The organism is Actinomycetospora sp. 2LY8.5 (assembly GCF_057180585.1).
On sequence record NZ_JBXUHE010000013.1, the window covers coordinates 39,039 to 58,955 of the forward strand.

Annotated in this window: 25 protein-coding genes; 15 read left to right on the plus strand and 10 right to left on the minus strand. The window is 75.7% G+C overall.

All coding sequences use genetic code 11. From position 1 onward, the window contains the following. Window positions 1-6: 6 nt before the first annotated feature. Entirely contained in the window at window positions 7-549 is a 543-nt protein-coding gene (locus tag AC2A1K_RS16450; RefSeq protein ID WP_483897377.1) for an Rv3235 family protein, read from the minus strand. 106 nt (window positions 550-655) lie between these two features. Then, on the minus strand, window positions 656-1,468 hold the full coding sequence (locus AC2A1K_RS16455) for a TrmH family RNA methyltransferase (RefSeq protein ID WP_483897378.1): 813 nt from the start codon (window positions 1,466-1,468) through the stop codon (window positions 656-658). A gap of 66 nt (window positions 1,469-1,534) precedes the next feature. Between AC2A1K_RS16455 and AC2A1K_RS16460 the strand changes: the two genes are divergently transcribed. From AC2A1K_RS16460 to AC2A1K_RS16485, 6 genes are all read left to right on the plus strand, one after another. Continuing rightward, window positions 1,535-2,974 (plus strand): WS/DGAT/MGAT family O-acyltransferase, encoded by a 1,440-nt coding sequence (locus AC2A1K_RS16460; RefSeq protein WP_483897379.1) that lies wholly within the window; start codon window positions 1,535-1,537, stop codon window positions 2,972-2,974. A gap of 49 nt (window positions 2,975-3,023) precedes the next feature. Beyond that, the gene (locus tag AC2A1K_RS16465; protein ID WP_483897380.1) at window positions 3,024-3,980 is read left to right on the plus strand and encodes a patatin-like phospholipase family protein; all 957 of its coding nucleotides are present in this window, start codon (window positions 3,024-3,026) and stop codon (window positions 3,978-3,980) included. Next, window positions 3,977-4,480 (plus strand): DUF6912 family protein, encoded by a 504-nt coding sequence (locus AC2A1K_RS16470; protein WP_483897381.1) that lies wholly within the window; start codon window positions 3,977-3,979, stop codon window positions 4,478-4,480. The genes AC2A1K_RS16465 and AC2A1K_RS16470 overlap by 4 nt, the downstream gene beginning before the upstream one ends. 378 nt (window positions 4,481-4,858) lie before the next feature. Further along, window positions 4,859-5,368 (plus strand): hypothetical protein, encoded by a 510-nt coding sequence (locus AC2A1K_RS16475; protein WP_483897382.1) that lies wholly within the window; start codon window positions 4,859-4,861, stop codon window positions 5,366-5,368. Between the two features lie 232 nt (window positions 5,369-5,600). Then, window positions 5,601-5,891, plus strand: coding sequence for a hypothetical protein (locus AC2A1K_RS16480; protein ID WP_483897383.1), 291 nt, complete (start codon window positions 5,601-5,603; stop codon window positions 5,889-5,891). 192 nt (window positions 5,892-6,083) lie between these two features. Next, window positions 6,084-6,887 carry an SDR family oxidoreductase gene (locus AC2A1K_RS16485; RefSeq protein ID WP_483897384.1) on the plus strand — a complete coding sequence of 268 codons (804 nt, stop codon included), beginning with the start codon at window positions 6,084-6,086 and terminating at the stop codon, window positions 6,885-6,887. 22 nt (window positions 6,888-6,909) lie between these two features. On the opposite strand, the gene AC2A1K_RS16490 is transcribed toward AC2A1K_RS16485, so the two are convergent. Further along, entirely contained in the window at window positions 6,910-7,683 is a 774-nt protein-coding gene (locus AC2A1K_RS16490) for a DUF5710 domain-containing protein (RefSeq protein ID WP_483897385.1), read from the minus strand. Window positions 7,684-7,848: 165 nt separating this feature from the next. Between AC2A1K_RS16490 and AC2A1K_RS16495 the strand changes: the two genes are divergently transcribed. Continuing rightward, window positions 7,849-8,463 (plus strand): nucleoside/nucleotide kinase family protein, encoded by a 615-nt coding sequence (locus AC2A1K_RS16495; protein WP_483897386.1) that lies wholly within the window; start codon window positions 7,849-7,851, stop codon window positions 8,461-8,463. 113 nt (window positions 8,464-8,576) lie between these two features. Here the strand turns inward: AC2A1K_RS16495 and rsgA are convergent, their stop codons facing one another. Genes rsgA through AC2A1K_RS16510 form a run of 3 tightly spaced genes read right to left on the minus strand, consistent with a single transcriptional unit; the run spans window position 8,577 to window position 11,389 of the window. Beyond that, complete coding sequence (gene rsgA / locus AC2A1K_RS16500; protein ID WP_483897387.1) at window positions 8,577-9,653, minus strand: ribosome small subunit-dependent GTPase A; 1,077 nt, start codon at window positions 9,651-9,653, stop codon at window positions 8,577-8,579. Next, window positions 9,650-10,978, minus strand: a complete 1,329-nt coding sequence (gene aroA / locus AC2A1K_RS16505; protein ID WP_483897388.1) for a 3-phosphoshikimate 1-carboxyvinyltransferase — start codon at window positions 10,976-10,978, stop codon at window positions 9,650-9,652. The genes rsgA and aroA overlap by 4 nt, the downstream gene beginning before the upstream one ends. A gap of 27 nt (window positions 10,979-11,005) precedes the next feature. Next, window positions 11,006-11,389, minus strand: a complete 384-nt coding sequence (locus tag AC2A1K_RS16510; protein ID WP_483897389.1) for a MarR family winged helix-turn-helix transcriptional regulator — start codon at window positions 11,387-11,389, stop codon at window positions 11,006-11,008. Here AC2A1K_RS16510 and AC2A1K_RS16515 point away from each other — a divergent pair. The 5 genes from AC2A1K_RS16515 (at window position 11,382) to rsrA (ending at window position 14,417) form a co-directional block, all read left to right on the plus strand. Then, window positions 11,382-11,603, plus strand: a complete 222-nt coding sequence (locus AC2A1K_RS16515; RefSeq protein WP_483897390.1) for a hypothetical protein — start codon at window positions 11,382-11,384, stop codon at window positions 11,601-11,603. The genes AC2A1K_RS16510 and AC2A1K_RS16515 overlap by 8 nt on opposite strands. Window positions 11,604-11,641: 38 nt before the next feature. Beyond that, complete coding sequence (locus AC2A1K_RS16520; RefSeq protein WP_483897391.1) at window positions 11,642-12,424, plus strand: SOS response-associated peptidase; 783 nt, start codon at window positions 11,642-11,644, stop codon at window positions 12,422-12,424. A gap of 10 nt (window positions 12,425-12,434) precedes the next feature. After that, complete coding sequence (locus AC2A1K_RS16525) at window positions 12,435-13,091, plus strand: alpha/beta hydrolase family protein (RefSeq protein ID WP_483897392.1); 657 nt, start codon at window positions 12,435-12,437, stop codon at window positions 13,089-13,091. A gap of 145 nt (window positions 13,092-13,236) precedes the next feature. Then, window positions 13,237-14,082 carry a sigma-70 family RNA polymerase sigma factor gene (locus tag AC2A1K_RS16530; RefSeq protein ID WP_483897469.1) on the plus strand — a complete coding sequence of 282 codons (846 nt, stop codon included), beginning with the start codon at window positions 13,237-13,239 and terminating at the stop codon, window positions 14,080-14,082. After that, window positions 14,079-14,417 (plus strand): mycothiol system anti-sigma-R factor, encoded by a 339-nt coding sequence (gene rsrA / locus AC2A1K_RS16535; RefSeq protein ID WP_483897393.1) that lies wholly within the window; start codon window positions 14,079-14,081, stop codon window positions 14,415-14,417. Before AC2A1K_RS16530 ends, rsrA begins: the two co-directional genes overlap by 4 nt. Window positions 14,418-14,491: 74 nt before the next feature. On the opposite strand, the gene AC2A1K_RS16540 is transcribed toward rsrA, so the two are convergent. Next, window positions 14,492-14,566 (minus strand): 50S ribosomal protein bL37, encoded by a 75-nt coding sequence (locus AC2A1K_RS16540; RefSeq protein ID WP_373696271.1) that lies wholly within the window; start codon window positions 14,564-14,566, stop codon window positions 14,492-14,494. Between the two features lie 113 nt (window positions 14,567-14,679). On the opposite strand from AC2A1K_RS16540, the gene AC2A1K_RS16545 reads away from it, so the two are divergent. Then, entirely contained in the window at window positions 14,680-16,167 is a 1,488-nt protein-coding gene (locus tag AC2A1K_RS16545; protein WP_483897470.1) for a sensor histidine kinase, read from the plus strand. A gap of 205 nt (window positions 16,168-16,372) precedes the next feature. Here AC2A1K_RS16545 and AC2A1K_RS16550 read toward each other — a convergent pair whose 3' ends face one another. Together AC2A1K_RS16550 and AC2A1K_RS16555 are read right to left on the minus strand one after the other, a co-directional pair. Continuing rightward, on the minus strand, window positions 16,373-16,627 hold the full coding sequence (locus AC2A1K_RS16550) for a WhiB family transcriptional regulator (protein WP_133824458.1): 255 nt from the start codon (window positions 16,625-16,627) through the stop codon (window positions 16,373-16,375). A gap of 479 nt (window positions 16,628-17,106) precedes the next feature. Next, window positions 17,107-18,027 (minus strand): diacylglycerol/lipid kinase family protein, encoded by a 921-nt coding sequence (locus AC2A1K_RS16555; RefSeq protein WP_483897394.1) that lies wholly within the window; start codon window positions 18,025-18,027, stop codon window positions 17,107-17,109. A gap of 112 nt (window positions 18,028-18,139) precedes the next feature. On the opposite strand from AC2A1K_RS16555, the gene AC2A1K_RS16560 reads away from it, so the two are divergent. Then, window positions 18,140-18,490: a hypothetical protein gene (locus AC2A1K_RS16560; RefSeq protein ID WP_483897395.1), complete on the plus strand. Its 351-nt coding sequence runs from the start codon at window positions 18,140-18,142 to the stop codon at window positions 18,488-18,490. Window positions 18,491-18,512: 22 nt separating this feature from the next. After that, a complete protein-coding gene (locus AC2A1K_RS16565; protein WP_483897396.1) occupies window positions 18,513-19,070 on the plus strand; it encodes a class I SAM-dependent methyltransferase in 558 nt (185 codons plus the stop codon). 150 nt (window positions 19,071-19,220) lie between these two features. On the opposite strand, the gene AC2A1K_RS16570 is transcribed toward AC2A1K_RS16565, so the two are convergent. Then, window positions 19,221-19,883, minus strand: a complete 663-nt coding sequence (locus AC2A1K_RS16570; protein ID WP_483897397.1) for a histidine phosphatase family protein — start codon at window positions 19,881-19,883, stop codon at window positions 19,221-19,223. Window positions 19,884-19,917: the final 34 nt, after the last annotated feature.

Genomic DNA, 19,917 nt, shown 5'->3' on the forward strand with positions numbered 1-19,917 from the left:
CGGCGTTCACCCCGGCCACAGCGCCACCAGGTGCCACCGGCCGGGGTCCGCGGGGCCGTCGTCGGCGCGTTCGAGACGGGCCGCGAGGGCCCGCACGTGGTCCTGGCCGGCGATAACGGCCGCGACCTCGACGGCCCGCGGCCCGACCGCACACACCCGCAGGCCGCGCAGGGCGCCGCCGGCGGGGCCCGGACTCCTCGCTGCTGCCGACCCCGGAGCCGGCGCGGCACGGGCGAGCGTGGCCAGCGCGTCGGGCGTGAGCAGGGCGTCGAGGTGCCGTGGTGGTCGCCGCCCGGCCAGGACGTCGCCGACCGCGGAGAGCATCCGTGCCGCCAGCGGACGCAGGGCGGCGGCGAGGCGGTCGAGGTCGAGCTGGGCGCCCCGGGCGTCGCCCGGCGGTGGAGGCGCGGGGCTCGCGGTCGCCGGGGCGGCGAGCACCTCGTCGAGCGGGCGCACGCGCGGGGCCGGCACCGCGCCGACGCGGCGGGCGCGGGCAGGGACGGGGACGGGGACGGGGACGGGGACGGGGACGGGGACGGCGGGGAGCATGCGGATCCTCCCGGTGACCACGAGACAGGAACGGCGCCGGGGGAGGACCGGGGCACGCGCCAGCCTAGGCGGGCCGGAAGCGTGCGCGGGGGTCGGTCGGGGAAAGTCAGGCGCGCCGGCGGGCCAGCTCGAAGCAGGCGATCGAGGCCGCCACGGCGGCGTTGAGTGACTCGACGCCCGCGGCCAGCGGGATCGTCACGGTCCCGTGCAGCTCGGCGCGGACGTCGTCGGTGAGCCCGTCGGTCTCGCCGCCGACGACCAGGGCGACGCGGTCCGGGAGCTCGGCGTCGAAGAGCGACACCCAACGACCGGTCGAGCTCCGCTGCCCGTCTCCCGTGACGGGCCCGTCCAGCCCGAACAGCACGAACCCCGCCTCGGCGAGCGCGGCGAGGCCGTCCGCGGCGGTGCGGGCGCGCAGGACGGGCGCGTGGAAGGCGACGCCCGCCGAGGCCTTGATCACCAGCGGGTCGATGGACGGTGCCCCGCGCCGGGGCAGCAGCACGCCCTCGAGGCCGGCGCCGGTGGCCGAGCGCAGGATCATCCCGACGTTCGCCGGGTTGGTCAGGCCGTCGAGCACGAGGACGCGGGCGCTGCCCGTCAGGTCCTCGAGGAAGTGCTCGAGCGGACGCATCCGCGGGGCGACGACGTCGGCGAGTACCCCCTGGTCCTGGCGCCCGTTGCCCGCGAGCACCTTCACCCGCTGCGCCGAGGCCCGCTGGAGCACCAGGCCGCGGGCCCGGGCGGCCTCGGTGAAGGTGCGCACGGCGTCGCGGTCGGCGCCCTCGGCGAGCACGACCTTGTCGACCTCCAGCGCGGGGTCGCCGAGCGCCTCGAGCACCGGCTTGCGCCCGTACACCGTCACGAAGGCGTCCTTCGGCGACACCGGCCGATCCGATCGTGAGCTGGGTGAGGGCGACATCACGACCAGCCTGGCAGACCGCCCGACCCCCGGCCGCGACTCGGTCCCTGTGCGACGATCGCGCCCATGCCGGACCGCCTGTCGGCGCTGGACGCCTCCTTCCTCTACATGGATCAACCGACGACTCCGATGCACGTCGGGAGCGTGTCCGTCTTCCGCAAGCCGCGATCCGGGTTCGACTACGACGGCCTCGTCGAGCTGATCTCCAGCCGGATCGGGCTGGTCCCCCGCTACCGCCAGAAGATTCGCGAGGTCCCGGGCCGCATGGCGCGGCCGGTGTGGATCGACGACGTCGACTTCGACGTCACCTACCACGTGCGGCGCTCGGCACTGCCGCCTCCGGGCACCGAGCGGGCGCTGTGCGACCTGGTCGCCCGCCTCATGTCGCGCCCGCTGGACCACACCCGGCCGCTGTGGGAGATGTACCTGGTCGACGGGCTGTCGGGCGGGCGGGTGGCGCTGGTCACCAAGACCCATCAGGCGATGGTCGACGGGGTCGCGTCGATCGACATCGGCCAGGTCGTGCTCGACGACACCGCGGCGGGCCGCGCATCGACCTCCGCCACCGGCCGCCCGACCCCGGACGAGGAGTGGGTGGCACGTCGCGAGCCGACGCCGTGGCGGCTGATCTACGACGCCGTCAGCGAGAACGTCTCCCGGCCCGGCAACGCCGTCGAGGCCGCGCGGGACGCGGTGCGGGACGCCGCGGACACCGTCACCAAGGTCGCGGGCGTCGCCGGGGGACTGTTCTCGGCGGTACGCACCGCGGTGCGCCCCGCTCCGGTCAGCCCGCTGAACGTGCCGATCTCGACCCAGCGGCGGTTCGCGATGACCCGCACGGACCTCGAGGACTACCGCGCGGTCCGCCGCGCCCACGGCGGGACCATCAACGACGTCGTGCTGGCCGTGATCTCCGGGGCGCTGCGCAACTGGCTGCTCTCGCGGGGCGCGAACGTGTCGCCGACGACCACGATGCGGGCGATGGTGCCGCTGTCGGTGCGCGGGGACGCGGAGACCACGGGCTCGATCGCGGGGGCCGGGGTGCTCGGCAACCAGATCGCGTCGTTCCTGGTCGACCTGCCCGTCGGCGAGCCCAACGCCGTCCTGCGGATGCACCACGTCGCGCACGCGATGCGCGAGCACAAGGAGTCCGGCCAGTCGGTCGGGGCGAACGCGCTGGTGCGGGTGGGCGGGTTCGCGCCGCCGACGCTGCACGCGCTGGGAGCCCGGGCCGCCAACGGGTTCGCGCGCCGGCTGTTCAATCTCGTCGTCTCCAACGTCCCGGGCCCGCAGCACGCGCTGTACGCGGCGGGGGCGCGGATGCTCGAGATGTACCCGGTGGTGCCGCTGGCGAAGGGACAGTCGCTCGCCGTGGGGCTGACGTCCTACGACGGCGGGGTCTTCTACGGTTTCAACGCCGACCGCGACTCGATGGCCGACGTGGACGAGCTCGGCGAGCTGGTGACCGAGTCCCTCGCCGAGCTGCGGGCGACGGTGCCCCGGTGACACGGGGGTCGGAGCATCCGGACGAGCACGCCGACAGGGGAGCTCGACCATGACGTTCGCTCTCGTCCTCGGTACGGGCGGACAGCTCGGCTACGCGTGGACGGTCGCGGCGCTGACGACCTGGGAGGTGGAGACCGGGCGCGACGCCCGCGAGGCGGACGTGCTGGTCGGGACCTCGGCGGGATCGGTGATCGCCGCGGCGCTGGCCAGCGGGGTACCGGTGTCCGACATGCTGGCCGAGCTGCTCGACCCGCCGCCGGCGCCGTCGCGGCCGAAGGGCGCCCCACGGTCGACCGCGCGCCGGGGCCGGCCGCCGTTGCCGCGCGTCGGGCCCGGGTCGCTGCGGCTGCTGGGCGAGATCGCCCGGAGTCCCCGGCGCTTCCCGCCGCTGGCGTTCGGGGCGGCGTTGCTGCCGACCGGTCGGGGCGACACCACCGGCCTGCACCGCTGGGCCACGAAGTGGGCGCGCGAGCAGTGGCCGGAGCACCCGCAGGTGCGGATCGTCGCGATGGACTACGACAGCGGTGCGCGGGTGCCGTTCGGGCGGACCGGGGCGCCCCCGGCGTCGATGGCCGAGGCGGCGACGGCGTCGTGCGCGGTGCCGGGCTGGTTCTCGCCGGTGCGGATCGCGGGGCGCCGCTACGTCGACGGCGGGGTCTGCTCGGCGACGTCGGCCGACCTCCTGCTCGACCCCGACACCCCCCGCGTCGAGGAGGCCCTCGTGCTGGTTCCCCTGGCCCGGTCGGGGGACGGTCCGGCGGTGTGGTCGAATCCCGTCGGGGCCACCGACGGCTGGCTGCGCGGGCTGATCGGCGGGCGCTCCGACCACGAGATCGCGCGGCTGCGGGCCGCCGGGATCACCGTGACCGAGCACGCGCCCGACGCGGAGGACCGGGCCGTGACCGGCTGGAACGTCATGGACCCTCGCAAGCAGGCCGAGGTCGCGCAGGTCGCGCTGCGGACGACGGCGGCGCGCTGGGCGCGCGAGAGGACAGGGGAACGGTGAGGATCTACGTCCCGACCACGGTCGCCGGCCTGCGGCGGCTGCTCGACACCGAGCAGCTCCAGCCGCTGTCGGGCACGGCCTTCGCCCTGACCCCGCGACTGCGGGAGGCGTACGCGGCGGGGGACGACGAGGAGCTCGAGTACGTGGCCATGAGCGAGGCGGCCCGGGCGTCGCTGCGCCTGCTGGCCACCGAGCTGGCCGAGGACGACTCCGCGCCTGCCCGCCGCGCCGTCGTGAGTGCGGACGTCGACGACGTCACCCTGCGCCCCGACCTCGACGACGCCGTGGTGCGCGTGGCGGGCCCCATCCCGATGTCGCGGCTGGCGGCGGTGCACCTCGACCTCGAGGAGGCCGGCGGCGCCGTGCGGGCCGCGGCGGCCGTCGTGGACGCCGCCGACCTGGGCGACCCGGACGCCGAGTTCGTCCTCGGCGAGGCCGAGGACCACGAGCTCGCCTGGTACGGCGTCCAGGAGCTCCCGTTCGTGCTCGAGCTGCTCTGAGCCCGTCCCGTCCTTTCGGTTCTTTCGTCCTTTCGGCCTCCATCCTTCTGGCTGGGTCTCCTACCTCCGGAGGAGACGGATCCGGTCCCTCGGGTTGATTCGCGGTGTCGGGGTGCGCCCCTACCGTCCCGGGGTATGAGCCACACCGCCGCGACGCCGGTCCCCAGCGCTCCCGAGATCCCGCGATCTCGGGACGGGGGCCCGGCCGTCGGCGGCCCCGGCCCGGGGGACGGCGCCGCGGGGAGCGGCGTCGTGGGGCGTGGTGTGCCGGGGAGCGGCGCCGCGGCCCGGGGGACGGCGGGGAGCAGGCCGCTTGCGGGGCCGTCCGCGGGGTCAGCGGCCGGCGGGGTCGGCTTCTGGCGCACGGTCGGACGTCGCGTGGCCTATGGTCTCGGCCTGCTCCCGGCGTCCGCGGGGGTGATGGTGGCGGTCGCCGTCAGCGGTCCGGTCGGCGGCGTGGACGCCGCTCGGCGGCACCTCGACTGCGGCGGCTTCCGGACCTCGTCCCTGCGTGACGACCGGGTGCGGGGCGCCCGGGTGATGATCCACGGCCTGCTCGGCGTCGTGTTCGGGCTGCTCTTCTGGTGGCTGGCGTGGATGGCCCTGCTGGCCACCGCCCGCGGCCCGTTCTACGGCCTCGTGGTGCCCGGGCCGTACGACGACGCGTGGGGCGGTCCGAACCTCGTCGGGGCGTGGGCGGCGCACGGGTGGGCGTGGGTCGGGGTGCTGGTGGTGCTCGCGCTGGTCTGGTGGGGGCTGACCGCGCTGCACGTCCGCCTCACCGAGTCCGCGCTCGGGACCCGCCGGCGGCGGTGGGTCCCGGCCGTGACCGGGGTGGTCGTCCTCGGGGCGGTCCTCGTGGTCGTCGGCTGGGTGCAGCAGATCTGAGCGAAGGGCCTCGGGCTGTCGGGGGTGGCGGTAGGCTCGAACACGTGTTCGATAGCGGCTTCCAGGAGGTGCCGGCGGGGCTCGAGGAGTTCCCCGCCGGCGCCGGGCTGGCCGTCGTGCTCGAGCGGATCGATCCGCGGCGGGCGACGCCGCCCGGGCCGCGGAGGAGCGTGCGGCCGGTTCTCCGGTCGGAGGCCCCGAGGGGCGCTCACCCTTCGGCCAGCGCGACGGGATGGATGCCTCCGCGTGGGAGCGGGTGGCGGCGCGGCGGCGGCGGCGCGCCCGCGAGGCCCTGGCCCGGTTCCCGTCGGCGGCGTTGCGGCGCTGGATCACCATGCGCGACCGGGCGTGCGTCTTCCCCCCGTGCGGGGCGTCGGCCCTCGAGGTCGAGATCGACCACACACGGTCGGTGCTCGAGCAGCCCCGACCCGGCTGGTTCACCTGGACCAGCCCCACCGGGCACACCTACGACCGACCGCCGTGCCCGGTCGTCGACGACCCCGACTCGCCGCCGTTCTCATAGCCCTGGTGGGTGCAGGCCAGCAGGCCGGCTTCCATCCGGGACGGAGGCCTACCCCCGTTTCGGGGCCCGTGACCGACGGACGCCTCAGATGTCTGACGGTTCCCCACCCACGGCGGGCCCGGCCACGTCGACGGCGCCGGCATGTCCGCCGGGCCGCCGTGCGACGCTCGCCCGGTGAGTCCGACGAGCCCGGTGAGTCCGACGAGCCCGACGAGCCCGACGAGTGCGACGAGTGCGACGAGTGCGACGAGGGAGGCGCTGGCGGGCCGGACGGCGCTCGTCACGGGCGGGTCGCGCGGGATCGGGCGCGCCGTGGTGGAGCGGCTGGTGGCCGACGGAGCATCGGTGGTCTTCAGCTACGCGACCGACCGGCAGGCGGCGGACGCGGTGCTCGCCGCTGTCGAGGCGGCGAACGGCCGGGCCTGGGCGGAGCAGGCCGACTTCACCGATCGCGACGCGCCCCGCCGCCTCTACGACGCCGCCGAGGAGCGCCTCGAGGGGCTCGACATCCTGGTCAACAACGCCGGGGCGTCCACCCGCCCGGTGCCGATCCCGGAGACCGGCGACGACGACTACGACGCGCTCATGCGGGTCAACACCTGGTCGGTGTTCGCCCTCATGCGCGAGGCGCACACCCGCCTGCGCGACGACGGGCGGATCGTGAACGTCTCGACGCTGAACACCGTGGCGCCCATCGCGGCGGCCGCCGTGCACGCGGCCAGCAAGGCCGCGGTCGAGCAGTTCGCCGCCTGCGCCGCCCGGGACCTCGGCGCCCGCGGGATCACCGTCAACACCGTCCTGCCCGGCGCCACGGACACCGACCTGCTGCGCACCAACAACCCCGGCGTCGACCTCGAGACCGCCCTCGTGCCCCTGACCCCGCTGGGACGGCTCGGCCGCCCCGACGACATCGCCGCCGTCGTGGCCTTCCTCTGCGGACCGGACGGGCGCTGGATCACCGGTCAGTCGCTGCGCGCCACCGGCGGTCTGGCCTGAGGAACGGGACGACGACCAGGGCTCAGAGCTCGCGCGTCCACGTGCCCAGCCGCCGCGCCAGGGCGTAGAGCTCGTCGATCTCGTCGTCGGCCAGCACCGCCGGCAGGGCCGTGACCAGGCGCGGGAGCCCCGACGGTGTCGCCACGAGCACCCCGGGCGGTGACGTCGCGGTGGTCACCGACGCCGCGACCACGGCCAGCGCCGCCGTGGCGGGCGGCGCCGTCCCGGGGTCGTCGTGACGCGCGGCGGCGAGCAGCCGCCCGGCCCGCTCGGCCTCCGCGCGAGCGCGGGCCACGTGGTCGACGGGCTCCCGGTCGACGGTCATGCGGTCGCCGTCGACCCGCACCACCCGACCGTGCTGGTGCTCGGTGTTGACGGTGACCAGGCCCGGCGGCCCGAGCAGCACGTGGTCGATGTCGCCGCGGCCCGGGCCCATCGGCACCGCGTGCAGCACCCGCCACGGCGGACGGCGCTGGGCGAGCGGGCCCGCCTCGGTGAGCTCGCGCAGCGCCTCCGCGAGCCGGACCTCGCCCTCCGCGCCCGCCGACCAGGTCCGGCCGCCGCTGTCGCGTCGCGCCACCTCGGGACCCGGCACCCGCTCCGCGAGGTCGACCTCGGCGTCGTCCGGCGACGGAGGCGACGCGTCAGCCGGCACCGGCCGCCACCGGGCCAGCTCGGGCATCCCCGGCCGGGGCGCGTACCAGCGCCTGGCCCGCCAGTCCCACTGCGCGCCGGCGGCCTTGGCCTCGTCCTTCTCCCCGAACGGCACGTCGAGCCACGGCTGCTGCTCCCGCACCGGCCCAGCCTGGCACGTCGGCCCGACACCGGGCAGGAGCTCACCGGTCCGGCCGCGCCGGCATCCCCGGGGGGCCAGGCCGTGAACGACGGCATCCGCCCGCCCCGCGTACCCGGTGACGTCGAGCGCTCTGCCCGTGCCCGGTCGTGGGTCATCATGCGCGGCGTGACCCCGGAGTCGACCGCCGACATCTCCCACCTCCTCGACGCCGCCCGCGCCGACGGCCGCCGCCGCCTGCTCGGGATCGTCGGCGGCCCGGGCGCGGGCAAGTCCACGCTCGCGGCGTCGCTCGCGGCCCCCGAGACCGCGGTCGTGGGGATGGACGGCTGGCACCTGGCCAACTCCGTCCTCGACCGCCTGGGCCGCCGCGAACGCAAGGGCGCCCCCGACACCTTCGACGCCGCGGGCTACGTGGCCTTCCTCGACCGCGTCCGGTCGCGGACGGCGACGGTGTGGGGCCCGGAGTTCCGCCGCGAGATCGAGGAGCCGATCGCCGGCGCGCTCGCGGTCCCGCCGGACGCGCTCGTCGTGGTCACCGAGGGGAACTACCTGCTGCTCGACGACCCGCCCTGGGACGGCGTCCGCCCGCTGCTCGACGAGGCGTGGTTCCTCGCCCCCGACGAGGACCTGCGCCGTGACCGGCTCATCGCCCGGCACGAGCAGCACGGCCGCAGCCACGCCGAGGCCGTCGCCCGCGCCGACGGCAGCGACGGCGCGAACGCGCGCCTCGTCGCCGCGACGGCACATCGGGCGGATCGCGTCATCCGAGACGGGGTGTGACCCGGCGACACCCCACCGGCACCCCTGAGCTCAGCCCATGACCTCAGCGTTCGGCTCCGTGCGTCCCGGCGCGTCGTCGACGAGCACGCCGACCAGCACACCCGCGTTCTGGCTCACGCCTCCCACGCCGGCGTCCGCAGCGCCTCCAGGACCCGCCGCAGCGCCTCCAGGCGCGCGGCGGACAGGCGCGCGGCCTCGACCTCCGCGTCGAGCGCGCACTCCGGGTCCGCCGGGGGGCCGAGGTGCCCGCACCCCCGCGGGCACTCCTCGATCGCCGCGGCGAGGTCGCCGAACGCGGCGACGACGTCGTCCGGCGCGATGTGGGCGAGGCCGAACGACCGGATGCCCGGGGTGTCGATCACCCAGCCGGAGATGCCCGGGGGCGAGCTCCGCTCCGCCCCGTCTCCCTCGAGCTCCGGGAGCGCCAGCGCCACCGCCGACGTCGACGTGTGCCGCCCCTTCCCGACACCGGAGACCTCGCCGACGGCCCGGTCGGCGTCCGGCACCAGCACGTTGACCAGCGTCGACTTGCCCACCCCGGAGTGCCCGATCAGCGCCGAGACCCGGCCCGCGACGACCTCCCGGAGCGCCTCGGGGTCGTGATCGGCCCGGGTGACGACGACGGTGAGGTCGAGCGCCGCGTAGTTGGCGGCGAACTCCTCCGGGTCGGCGAGGTCGGCCTTCGTCAGGCACAGCACGGGTTCCAGGCCGCCCGCGTAGGCGGCGACGAGCGCGCGGTCGACGAACCCGGTGCGCGGGACCGGGTCGGCCAGCGCCGTGACGATCACCAGGTGCGAGGCGTTGGCGACGACCACGCGCTCGTAGGGGTCGGTGTCGTCGGCGGTGCGGCGCAGGACGCTCGAGCGCTCCTCGACCCGCACGATGCGCGCCAGCGCGTCCTCGCCTCCGGAGACGTCGCCGACGATCCCCACCCGGTCGCCGACGACGACGGGCGTGCGGCCCAGCTCGCGGGCCCGCATGGCGACGACGCGGCGGGTCGGGTCCTCGTCAGGGGCGCACGTCCACCGTCCGCGATCGACGCCCACGACCATCGCCTCGACGGCATCGGCGTGCTCGGGGCGGCGCTTGCTGCGTGGCCGCGTGCCCCGGCCGGGCCGCACCCGGACGTCGGACTCGTCCAGCCGGGACGTCGACCCCCGCCCGCCGCCCCGAGATCCGCTGGGCGTCACCGAGCCGGCCTGGAGACCCCGACCCCGGCGGCGACGAGCTCGGGCCAGTCGGTGGGGAAGTCGGGGAGGGTCTTCGCGGTGGCGGCGACGTCGTCGATCGTCACGCCGGGCACGACGAGCCCGACGAGCGCGCCCGCCGTCGCCATGCGGTGGTCGGCGTAGGCCCGCCACGGCCGTGTCGGCGCCCCGAGGGACGCGGGGGCGACCTCCAGCCCGTCCTCGGTCTCGGCCACCCGCGCGCCCACGGTGCCGAGCTCGGCGACGAGTGCGGCGAGCCGGTCGGTCTCGTGGCCGCGGATGTGCGCGACACCGCGCAGCCGCGACGACGCCCCGCCGCGCGCGGCCAGGGCGGCCAGGGCGGCGACGGTGGGGGTCAGCTCGCTGACCTCGTGCAGGTCGACGTCGACGCCGTCGAGGCGGTCGGGGCCGCGCACCGTGAGGCCGTCGGTGGACAGCGTGACCTGCGCGCCGAACGCCTCCAGCACCCGCCGGACCACGGTACCGGGCTGCAGGTCGGTGTCCGGCCAGCCCGCGACCGTCACCTCGCCCGCGGTCGCCACCGCGGCGGCCAGGTACACCGCGGCTCCGGAGAGGTCGGGCTCGACGTCGACGACCGTCGGCGCGGTGACCGGGCCCGGGACGACGTGCCAGCGCGCCGGTTCGTCGGTGACCGTCACGCCGGCGTGACGCAGCATCGCGACGGTCATCGTGACGTGCGGCAACGACGGGACCCCGCGCTCGCCGGCGTGGGCGACGGTGACGCCGCGCGCGTAGCGGGCGCCCGAGAGCAGCAGGCCCGAGACGAACTGGCTCGACGCCGACGCGTCGACGGTGACCTTGCCGCCCGCCGGGTGCGGGCCCCCGGCGACGGTGAGCGGCAGCGCCTCGCCGGTGACCTCGACGCCCAGCCCGCGCAGGCCCTCGACGATCCCGCTCATGGGCCGCTCGCGGGCCCGCGGGTCGCCGTCGAGCACCACGGGACCGTCGGCCAGCGCGGCCAGCGGCGGGACGAAGCGCATCACGGTGCCCGCGAGGCCGCAGTCGACCGTGGCGGCGTGGAAGGTCACCGGGGCGGTGATCGCCAGGTCGAGGGTGCCGGCGCGGCCGTCGCTGCTGGTCACGCCGGCCCCGAGCGCCTCCAGGGCCCCGGCCATCAGCGCGGTGTCGCGCGAGCGGGCGGCGCCCCGGACGTGGCGGGTGACGCCGTCGGTGCCGAGCGCGGCGAGCACCAGCGCCCGGTTGGTCACCGACTTCGACCCCGGCACCGACACCGTCCCCCGCACCGGTCCGTCGGCGGTCGGGGCGGCCCAGGGCTGATCGCTCATGGGCCCATCCTCTCGCGAGCGGCTCGCTCAGTCGTCGGTGCCGTCCGGGGCGTCGAGCGCCACGAGCAGCCGTTGCAGCGTCGCGCGCAGGGACTCCAGCTCGTCGGCGCCGACGAGGGACGCCCAGCGGGCCTCGACGCGCCCCCCGGCCGCGACGGCCGTCGCGCGGACGGCCTCGCCCCGCTCGGTGAGCACGACGCGCCGGGCACGACGGTCGTGCGGGTCGGGACGGCGCTCCACGTACCCGGCCCGCTCGAGCTGCTCGACGGCCTGCGCCATCGTCTGTTTGCGCACGTGGGCGCGGTGGGCGAGCTCGCTGACCGACGTCCCCTCGGGCGTCACGAAGGGGAAGACGTCGGCGTGCGGGGCCCGGATGCCGCCGAGCCCGGCGGCCTCGCCGGACGTGCCCAAGCCCCTGCTCACCTTCGACCCCCACCCGACGCTCATGCTCGGCCCCGAGCTGGTCGCCTGGTGCCAGGCGCACTGGAGCGCCCTCGAGACCACCCCCTGCGGCCCGGCTCGGCACGACGTCCCCGAGGACCGGCCGCTGGCCATCGCGCAGGCGATCGGGGAGTGGGCCGACCGGCACGGGCTGCGCCGCGCGGTGGTCGGGGCGAGCGGCTGACGGCCCGCCGGTCGGTGACGCGGTGCAGGATGGGCGGCATGTGCGGCCGCTACAGCCAGGCGAAGGACCCGGCCACCCTCGCCGAGGAGTTCGACGCCGTCGACGCCACCGACGGCGCGTGGCCCGGTCCCGACCACAACGTCGCGCCCACCACCACGGTGATCGGCGTGGTCGACCGGCATCCCCGCGACGCCGACGGCAAGGCCGATCCGCAGACGCTCGAGCGCAGCCTGCGGGCCATGCGCTGGGGGCTGGTGCCCGGCTGGGCCGACGACCCGAAGGTCGGCAACCGCATGATCAACGCGCGGTCCGACTCGCTGACCAGCAAGCCCGCGTTCCGCCGGGCGGTCAAGGGCCGCCGCTGCCTGCTCCCGGCCGACGGCTGGTTCGAGTGGCGGCGCGACGATCCCGGCGGGCGCAAGGTGCCGTACTTCATCACGCTGCCGAACGGGACGTCGCTCGCCTTGGCCGGCCTGTGGGAGACCTGGCGGCCCAAGGACGCGCCGAAGGGCACGTCGCCGCTGATCAGCACCACGGTCGTCACCGTCGACGCCGCCGGCCCGCTCACGGAGATACACCACCGGATGCCGCTGGTGCTGCCGGCCGAGCGCTGGAAGGCGTGGCTCGACCCCGACAACGACGACCCGACCGACCTCCTCGAGCCCCCGCCGCCCGAGCTCCTGACCTCGTTCGAGCTGCGCCAGGTGTCCACCAAGGTCAACAACGTGCAGAACCACGGGCCCGAGCTGGTCGAGGAGAGCCAGGAGGAGCCCGAGCAGCAGGGTCTGGAGCTGGACCTCGACGTGCCGGCGACCCAGTGATCGTCGCGTCATGAGCGTCACGGTCGACGAGTTCGAGGTCCCGACGCCGCACGGCCCGGCCCGGGTCGTGCTCAGGACGCCGGAGCTCGGCCACGGGCTCGTGGTGCTCGGCCACGGTGCCGGCGGGGGCGTCCAGGCGCCCGATCTCCTCGCCGCGGAGGAGGCGGCCGGGCTCTTCGCGGTGGCCCGCGTCTTGCAGCCCTATCGCGTGGCGAACCGGAAGGCGCCGCCGCCCGCCGCGCACCTCGACGAGGCCTGGGCGTCCGTGCTCGCGGCGCTCACCGAGCGGTTCCCGGACACGGCGCAGGTCCACGGCGGCCGGTCGTCCGGGGCGCGGGTCGCGTGCCGCGGCGCGGTCGTCGCCGACCCGGCTCCGGTCGGCGTGCTGACGCTGGCCTTCCCGCTCCTGGCGCCCGCGCGCAAGGACGGCACCCGCCCCGACCGCGGCCCGGAGATCGACGCCGTCGACGCCGCCGGGATTCCGGTGCTCGCCGTCTCGGGCGACCGCGACCGGTTCGGGGTCCCGGCACCGGCGGCGCACCGTCAGGTCGTGACCGTGCGGGGCGACCACTCCCTGAAGGCGAAGGGGCCGATCCGCGACGCCGTCGCGCCGTGGCTGGAGGAGCTGGTCGGGGAGCTCGAGCTGCTGCCGACGAGCTTCGACTGATCAGCCCGGCCGGAAGGCCCGCGTCGCGACGGCGTGCGGGGCGGCCCGGCTCCGCTGCGCTCCGCGTTCCTGCGCCACCAGGGGAGGGTAGGGGAATCCCGCACCCGGTCGTCGCGTTGAGCCGGACATGCCAGCACTGATGACGATGGCGGAGGCCCCCACGGCCACCGCGACGCCGTTCGACGGCGTGACGTCGTCCGCGGGACCGGGTGTCCTGCGCCCGACGCGGGTAGTCTCCCCGGGATTCATCGACGTCCCGACCGCGCCCGTGGCGCGGCCCGAAGGGAGCCCCGTGGCCGACGCGGCGAGGGCTGTGACTCCTGTGACTCCTGAGACTCCCGACGACACCGACGAGGGGTCCGGTGAGGTCGTCGACGTGGCGACCGAGACGCCCGAGGAGCGGGCGGCGCGCTTCGAGCGCGACGCGATGCCGATGGTCGACCAGCTGTACGGCGCGGCGCTGCGGATGACCCGCAACCCGGCCGACGCCGAGGACCTGGTCCAGGAGACGGTGCTGAAGGCGTACTCGTCGTTCGCCTCGTTCCGCCCCGGCACCAACCTCAAGGCGTGGCTGTACCGGATCCTCACCAACTCCTACATCAACACCTATCGCAAGCGGCAGCGCCAGCCCCAGCAGTCGCCCACGGAGGAGATCACCGACTGGCAGCTGGCCCAGGCCGGGGAGCACTCGAGCTCCGGGCTCCCGTCCGCGGAGGCCGAGGCGCTGGAGAACCTCCCCGACACCGACATCCGCGACGCGCTGCAGAACCTGCCGGACGACTTCCGGATGGCGGTCTACCTCGCCGACGTCGAGGGGTTCGCCTACAAGGAGATCGCCGAGATCATGGGCACCCCGATCGGCACCGTGATGTCGCGACTGCACCGGGGCCGGCGCCAGCTGCGCGAGGCGCTCACCGACACCGCCCGCGACCGCGGGTTCATCCGTGACGGCCAGACTCCTGCGACCACCGGAGAGGGGGCCCGGCGATGAGCTGCGGCAAGCCCCACGAGACCGACTGCGCGGAGGTCCTCGCCGAGGTGTGGCTCCTGCTCGACCACGAGTGCGACGACGCGCGGGACGCCCAGCTGCGTCGCCACCTCGACGAGTGCGGGCCGTGCCTGGCGCGCTACGGGCTCGAGGAGAAGGTGAAGACGCTGCTCACCCGCAGCTGCAGCGGCGAGCACGCCCCGGCCGGACTGCACCAGCGGCTGCGCGAGCAGATCCGCGCGACGGTGCTCGAGCAGGCCGAGGTCACCGTCGAGCGCGGCCCGGGCGGCACGGTCGTCGAGGTCAACCAGACCCGCGTGGAGTCCTGGCGGACCTGAGCGGGTCCACACATGACGAAGGCCCCGCCCGCGATCACCGCGGACGAGGCCTTCGTGCGTTCCGGGGCAAGTGCTCAGGCGTGGGGCCGCTTGCCGTGGTTGCTGCCCTTCTTCTTGCGGTCCCGCTTCTGGCGCGCGCGCTTCGACATGGGTCCATTCTCGCATGTCGGGGGCATCTGACCTCGTCGATGGGTCGGGCTCCGCAGGCTCCGTCCCCCGCCACGATGGTTGGATGATCGCCGTGGGGAACAGGGGCCGGCCGGTGTCGACGCTGTCGAACCTCCTGGCCGCGCACACCGCCCTGTCAGGGGCGGCGGCGGCGCACCTGCAGCGGGTGGTCGCCGAGTGGCAGCTGCTCGCGGACCTGTCGTTCGCCGACTTCCTGTTGTGGGTACGTACGACGGACGGTGACTTCCTGTGCGTCGCGCAGAGCCGCCCGACGACGACGGCGACCGCTCATCCCGAGGACATGGTGGGCGCGCGGGCCTCGGCGAGCCAGCACCCGCAGCTCGACCGCGCCTTCACCGACACCACGATGCGCCGCGAGGACCAGCCCCGCTGGCACCGCGGCCGGTCGGTCCGCCGCGAGGTGGTACCGGTCCGTGGCCCGGACTCGCCGGCCGTCGTCGCGGTCCTGGGCCGGGACACCAACCTCGCCGCACCGCGGGTGCCCAGCACCCTCGAGATCTCGTACCTGGCCGTCGCCGCGGACCTGTGCCAGATGGTCGCCGACGGCACGTTCCCGACCGCCGAGGGGCGCGACGAGGGCCGTTCGTCGCCCCGGGTGGGCGACGGGCTGGTGCGGAGCAGCTCGACGGGCCGCGTGCTCTACGCGAGCCCGAACGCCGCGTCCGCGTTCCACCGCCTCGGGTGGAGCGAGGAACTGGTCGGCGCCGACCTCGCCGCCGTGGTCAAGGAGGTCGCCGACGACGCCTTCGAGGGCGCGGAGGCGGCCGAGCACGTGCGCGGCGCGCTGGCCGGCGCCCCGTCGCAGCGCGCCGAGCTCGAGGGCCACGGCGCGACCGCCGTGCTGCGTGCGCTGCCGCTGCACCCGCGGGGAGTGCCGAGCGGGGCCCTGGTGCTGGTCCGGGACGTCACCGACGTGCGCAGGCGCGACCGGGCCCTGCTCAGCAAGGACGCGACGATCCGCGAGATCCACCACCGCGTGAAGAACAACCTCCAGACCGTCGCGGCGCTCCTGCGCCTCCAGGCCCGCCGCACGCAGCACGCGGAGGCCCAGGAGGCGCTCACGGAGTCGGTGCGCCGGGTCGCCTCGATCGCCCTGGTGCACGAGGCGCTGGCGGCGTCGGTGGACGAGAAGGTCGACATCGACGAAGTGCTCGACCGCGTGCTGCCGATGATGAACGACCTCGCCCGCCCCGGCGCCCGGGTCGCGATGCGCCGCGAGGGCGAGGTCGGCGTGCTGTCGGCGGCCATGGCGACACCGCTGGTCATGGTGCTCACCGAGCTGGTCGCCAACGCCCTCGAGCACGGGTTCGCCGAGGGGGCCTCGGGCACCGTGGTCATCGCGGCGTCGCGGACGGCCGCCCAGCTCGAGGTGGAGGTCCGCGACGACGGCCGTGGGCTGCCCGAGACCTTCTCGCTGGAGCGGGCCACGGGTCTCGGCCTGCAGATCGTGCGCACGCTCGTCGACTCCGAGCTCGCCGGCGCCCTGCGCATCGTCCCGGGCGAGCAGGCGGGCACCCGCGCCGTCCTGCGGGTGCCGCTGCAGCACCGGGGCGGCCGCTGAGCACACCCGGCGGAACACACGAAGGCCCCGGCACCGTCTTCGGGGGACGGCCCGGGGCCTGCGTGACGTGCTCGACGTCATCCTTCTCGGCTGGATCGGACGCGTGGGGAGCGAGCGTCCGACCCGATCCGGCGCGGGGTGGGGGAGCGTGCGCCGGGGGCCGTGTCCGGGGCGGACGCCGGGGAGCGGGCGTCCGCGGTCCGGATCAGAAGCCGGTGTGCACCTCGGGTCGCACGCCGTGGCGCTTGAGGGCGCGGCGCTCGTCCTCGCTGGCACCGCCCCAGACGCCGGCGTCCTGACCCGACTCGAGCGCCCACTTCAGGCACTCGGTCATGGCCGGGCAGCGCCGGCAGACGCTCTTGGCGCGCGCGATCTGCGAGAGTGCGGGGCCACTCGTGCCGACGGGGAAGAACAGTTCCGGGTCCTCGTCGCGGCAAGCAGCGTCGTTCCGCCAGTCCATCGTTCTGAGCTCCTCGGTGGGTGCGCCTCGGGGAGCGCACCGGTCGTGGTCGTCGTGTTCTCGACCTCGTCACGGCTCCGGTGTGGCGCCGTGACCAGCCAACGGAGATCAGGGACACTCACTGTCGCCCGATCTCCCGCCCGACGCTCGCTTTTCGAGCGACGGACCCGACCGGTCCGGATCGCTCGACCCGTGGTGGGTCGTGCGTCCTTCCCGGCATTTGCGGGGGATGCGATTCAATCTGCAGGACGTGACCTGCGAGATCGAGTGCCAAGCGGTTCGGCGGGCGAACTCGGTCGGTGAGTGGAATTGCGCAGACGGTCATGACCGTTCGGCTGCGACGAGCGACGACGACAGCACGACGAGCCGTCCACTCGTCCGGAGGTGCGCGACGAGCGGCGGCAGGTGGGCTCGATTCAGAAGGCGGCTGACCGCCCGTCGTCGCTTCACACGGGCTTCATACGGCCCGAAGGCGGGCGTCAGACCACCACGCGCAGCGCCTCCGGAACGGCCACGAACTCGACGTCGCTGCGCTGTCCGAGGTGGTCGCCGTCGACCTGGAGGTTGACCGGCTCGTCGCTGGTGATCCGCAGGGCGGGCACGTCGTCGCGGCGCACCACGGACTTCAGCCCGGTCGCCCCGTCGCGGCTGAGGATCTGCTGGATGAGGCGCAGCACCGTCGGCAGGCCGACCGACCTGAGCGCGAAGAGACCGAGGCCGGAGTCGAACGAGCAGCCGGGGTTCGTGCGCACCGGGCGGCACCCCAGGTAGGTCCACGGGTCGGTGTTCGACACGATCGCCAGCCGCACGCCGCCGACCGCCTCCTCGCCCGCGATCTCGACGGTGAGGTCGGGCGGGTCCACGCGGGTGCGCGTCCAGCGGCGGACCGAGGTGGCGACGTAGCGGGTCGGGGTGGCGTCGTGGCCGCGACCGCGGGCGCGCTCCATGGAGGCGATCACGTCGGCGTCCCACCCGAGCCCGGCGTTGAAGCTGAACCACCGCTCGTCGGCGCGACCGAGGCCCACCGTGCGCGAGCGTCCCTCGTGGAGCGCGCCGAGCAGCCTGTGGGTGGCCTCGAGCGGCTCCCGCGGGACCCCGAGGGCGCGCGCGAAGACGTTGGCCGACCCGCCGGGCACCACCCCGAGCGCCGGGACGTGCTCCCCGGGACCGTCGGCGAGCAGGCCGTTCAGCGCCTCGTTCACGGTGCCGTCGCCGCCGAGGACGATGACGAGGTCGACGGCCTCCGACCGGGCGCGGGCGGCGAGCTCGGCCGCGTGGCCCCGGTAGCGCGTGGCGACGACGTCCAGCTTGATCTCGCTGGCGAGCGCGTGCGCGATGACGTCCTGACCGGCCGCCGTCGTCGTGGTGGCCGAGGGATTGGCCACGAGCAGCGCACGCACGGCCCTCACCGTAGACGGGGCCCTCCGCCCGGTCGGGGGGTGCGGTCCCGGGATGTCGCCGATCTCTCGGCCACCCGGGGCACCCGAGGGTCCGCCACCTACCCTGATCGGTGTGTCCGCCCCGCCCCGTTCCGTGCGCCTCGCGGCCGTCGGGGTGCTCGCGGAGGCCGTCGTCGGAGTCGTGGTGGCGGTCCTGATGGCCACCGGCGGCGTGGCGTTCTCCGTGTGGGGGTTCGTCGTGCTGCTCGCCCTGGGGCTCGGTGTCGTCGCCGTGGCCCTGCTGCGGGGTCAGCGGGGCGCCCGCGGGCCGGCGCTCGTCGCCCAGCTCCTCACGATCGGGTGCGCCTTCTACGCCGCCGTGCCCTCGCAGCGCCCGGAGTGGGGCGTGCCGGTCGTCGTCGCGGCCGCGGCGGTGCTCTACGGGCTCCTGTGCGCGCCCGCGCGGGCATGGGCGGAGCGGTGAGGGGAACTCCGTCGTCGTGGCGATGAACGCGATGCACCGCCGGCTGTGCCGCTCCGACCGCTGGGCCGAGCGCATGCACGGCCAGGTGATGCCGTGGGCGCTCGAGGGCCTCGACCTCGGCGGCGACGTCCTCGAGATCGGACCGGGCTACGGCGTGACGACACGGTGGCTGGTCGAGCGCGCCGGCACCCTGACCGCCGTGGAGGTCGACCCGAAGCTGGCGACCGACCTGGACCGGGCCATGGAGGGCCGGGTCGACGTCCACACCGCCGACGGCGCGCGCCTGCCGTTCCGCGACGCGAGCTTCGACGTCGTCGTCTGCTTCACCGTGCTGCACCACGTGCCCTCGCCCGCCCGGCAGGACCGGGTGTTCGCCGAGGCGGCGCGCGTCCTGCGCCCCGGCGGGGTGTTCGCGGGGTCGGACAGCGTGCGCAGCGTGCGCTTCCGGCTGTTGCACGTGGGCGACACCATGGTGGTCGTCGACCCGGCGACCATGCCCGGTCGGCTGCGCGACGCGGGCTTCCTCGACGCCTCCGCGGAGGCCGGTGAGCGGTCGTTCCGGTTCCGGGCGGGGCGGTAGACGGTGAGTCCACCGACCCGGGTTCAGCGACCCCGCGACCAGCGGCTTCCGCACGTTCAGCGGCGTCTTGATCATGTTAGACGTGCCGGTCGCGGCGGGCGCCGCCGCCCGGGGCGGCCGGCACGGTGACGTGACGGCGGGACACGGTCGTCAGTGCCGGTCGGCCGGCGGGGGCGGCGGTTCCACGAGGCCGCCGGGGGCGTTGAGAAGGTCGATGCGCGGCACCCCGCGCTCGTGGCCCAGCACCGTCACCGACGCCGCGTCGAACGCGAACCCCACCCCGGCCGACGGCTCGAGGCCCAGATAGCGGGCGATGAGCACGCGCCCGGCGTGGCCGTGGCCCACGAGGACGACGTCGCGCGCCGCGAGCTCCTGCGCGGCGTCGGCGAGGACGTGGTCGAGCCGGGCGGCCACCTCCGCGCCGGTCTCCCCGCCGGGGCACGGGTGCGTCCACACCGTCCAGCCGGGCACCTCCTCGCGGATCTCCGGCGTCGTGCGGCCCTCGTAGGCGCCGTAGTCCCACTCGACGAGGTCCTCGCGGACCGCCGAGGGATCCAGGCCCGCCAACCGCGCGGTGTCGGTGGCGCGACGCCGGGGGCTGGTCCACACGGCCGGGGGCGGGACGTCGGCGCCGCGCAGCGTGACGAGCAGGCGCCCTGCGGTCCGGGCGGCCTCCTCGCCCTCGGCGGTCAGCGGGAGGTCGGTGCGGCTGGTGTGCCGTCCGTCGCGGGACCACGCGGTCTCGCCGTGACGCAGGACGTAGATGCGCCCGATCGGGGTCGCGCTCACGGCGGCGTTCACAGCGGCGTTCACGGCGGCGTTCCTACCCGGTCGCGGGGCCGAGCAC

Excerpts from the sequence above, each read along its gene's own strand:
- AC2A1K_RS16465 (WP_483897380.1), top strand. The coding sequence starts at position 3,024 with ATGACGTTCGCTCTCGTCCTCGGTACGGGCGGACAGCTCGGCTACGCG.
- AC2A1K_RS16460 (WP_483897379.1), top strand. The coding sequence starts at position 1,535 with ATGCCGGACCGCCTGTCGGCGCTGGACGCCTCCTTCCTCTACATGGAT.
- AC2A1K_RS16520 (WP_483897391.1), top strand. The coding sequence starts at position 11,642 with ATGTGCGGCCGCTACAGCCAGGCGAAGGACCCGGCCACCCTCGCCGAG.
- AC2A1K_RS16530 (WP_483897469.1), top strand. The coding sequence starts at position 13,237 with ATGGCGGAGGCCCCCACGGCCACCGCGACGCCGTTCGACGGCGTGACG.
- AC2A1K_RS16565 (WP_483897396.1), top strand. The coding sequence starts at position 18,513 with ATGAACGCGATGCACCGCCGGCTGTGCCGCTCCGACCGCTGGGCCGAG.
- aroA (WP_483897388.1), bottom strand. The coding sequence starts at position 10,978 with ATGAGCGATCAGCCCTGGGCCGCCCCGACCGCCGACGGACCGGTGCGG.
- AC2A1K_RS16525 (WP_483897392.1), top strand. The coding sequence starts at position 12,435 with ATGAGCGTCACGGTCGACGAGTTCGAGGTCCCGACGCCGCACGGCCCG.
- AC2A1K_RS16550 (WP_133824458.1), bottom strand. The coding sequence starts at position 16,627 with ATGGACTGGCGGAACGACGCTGCTTGCCGCGACGAGGACCCGGAACTG.
- AC2A1K_RS16450 (WP_483897377.1), bottom strand. The coding sequence starts at position 549 with ATGCTCCCCGCCGTCCCCGTCCCCGTCCCCGTCCCCGTCCCCGTCCCC.
- rsrA (WP_483897393.1), top strand. The coding sequence starts at position 14,079 with ATGAGCTGCGGCAAGCCCCACGAGACCGACTGCGCGGAGGTCCTCGCC.
- AC2A1K_RS16455 (WP_483897378.1), bottom strand. The coding sequence starts at position 1,468 with ATGTCGCCCTCACCCAGCTCACGATCGGATCGGCCGGTGTCGCCGAAG.
- AC2A1K_RS16480 (WP_483897383.1), top strand. The coding sequence starts at position 5,601 with ATGGATGCCTCCGCGTGGGAGCGGGTGGCGGCGCGGCGGCGGCGGCGC.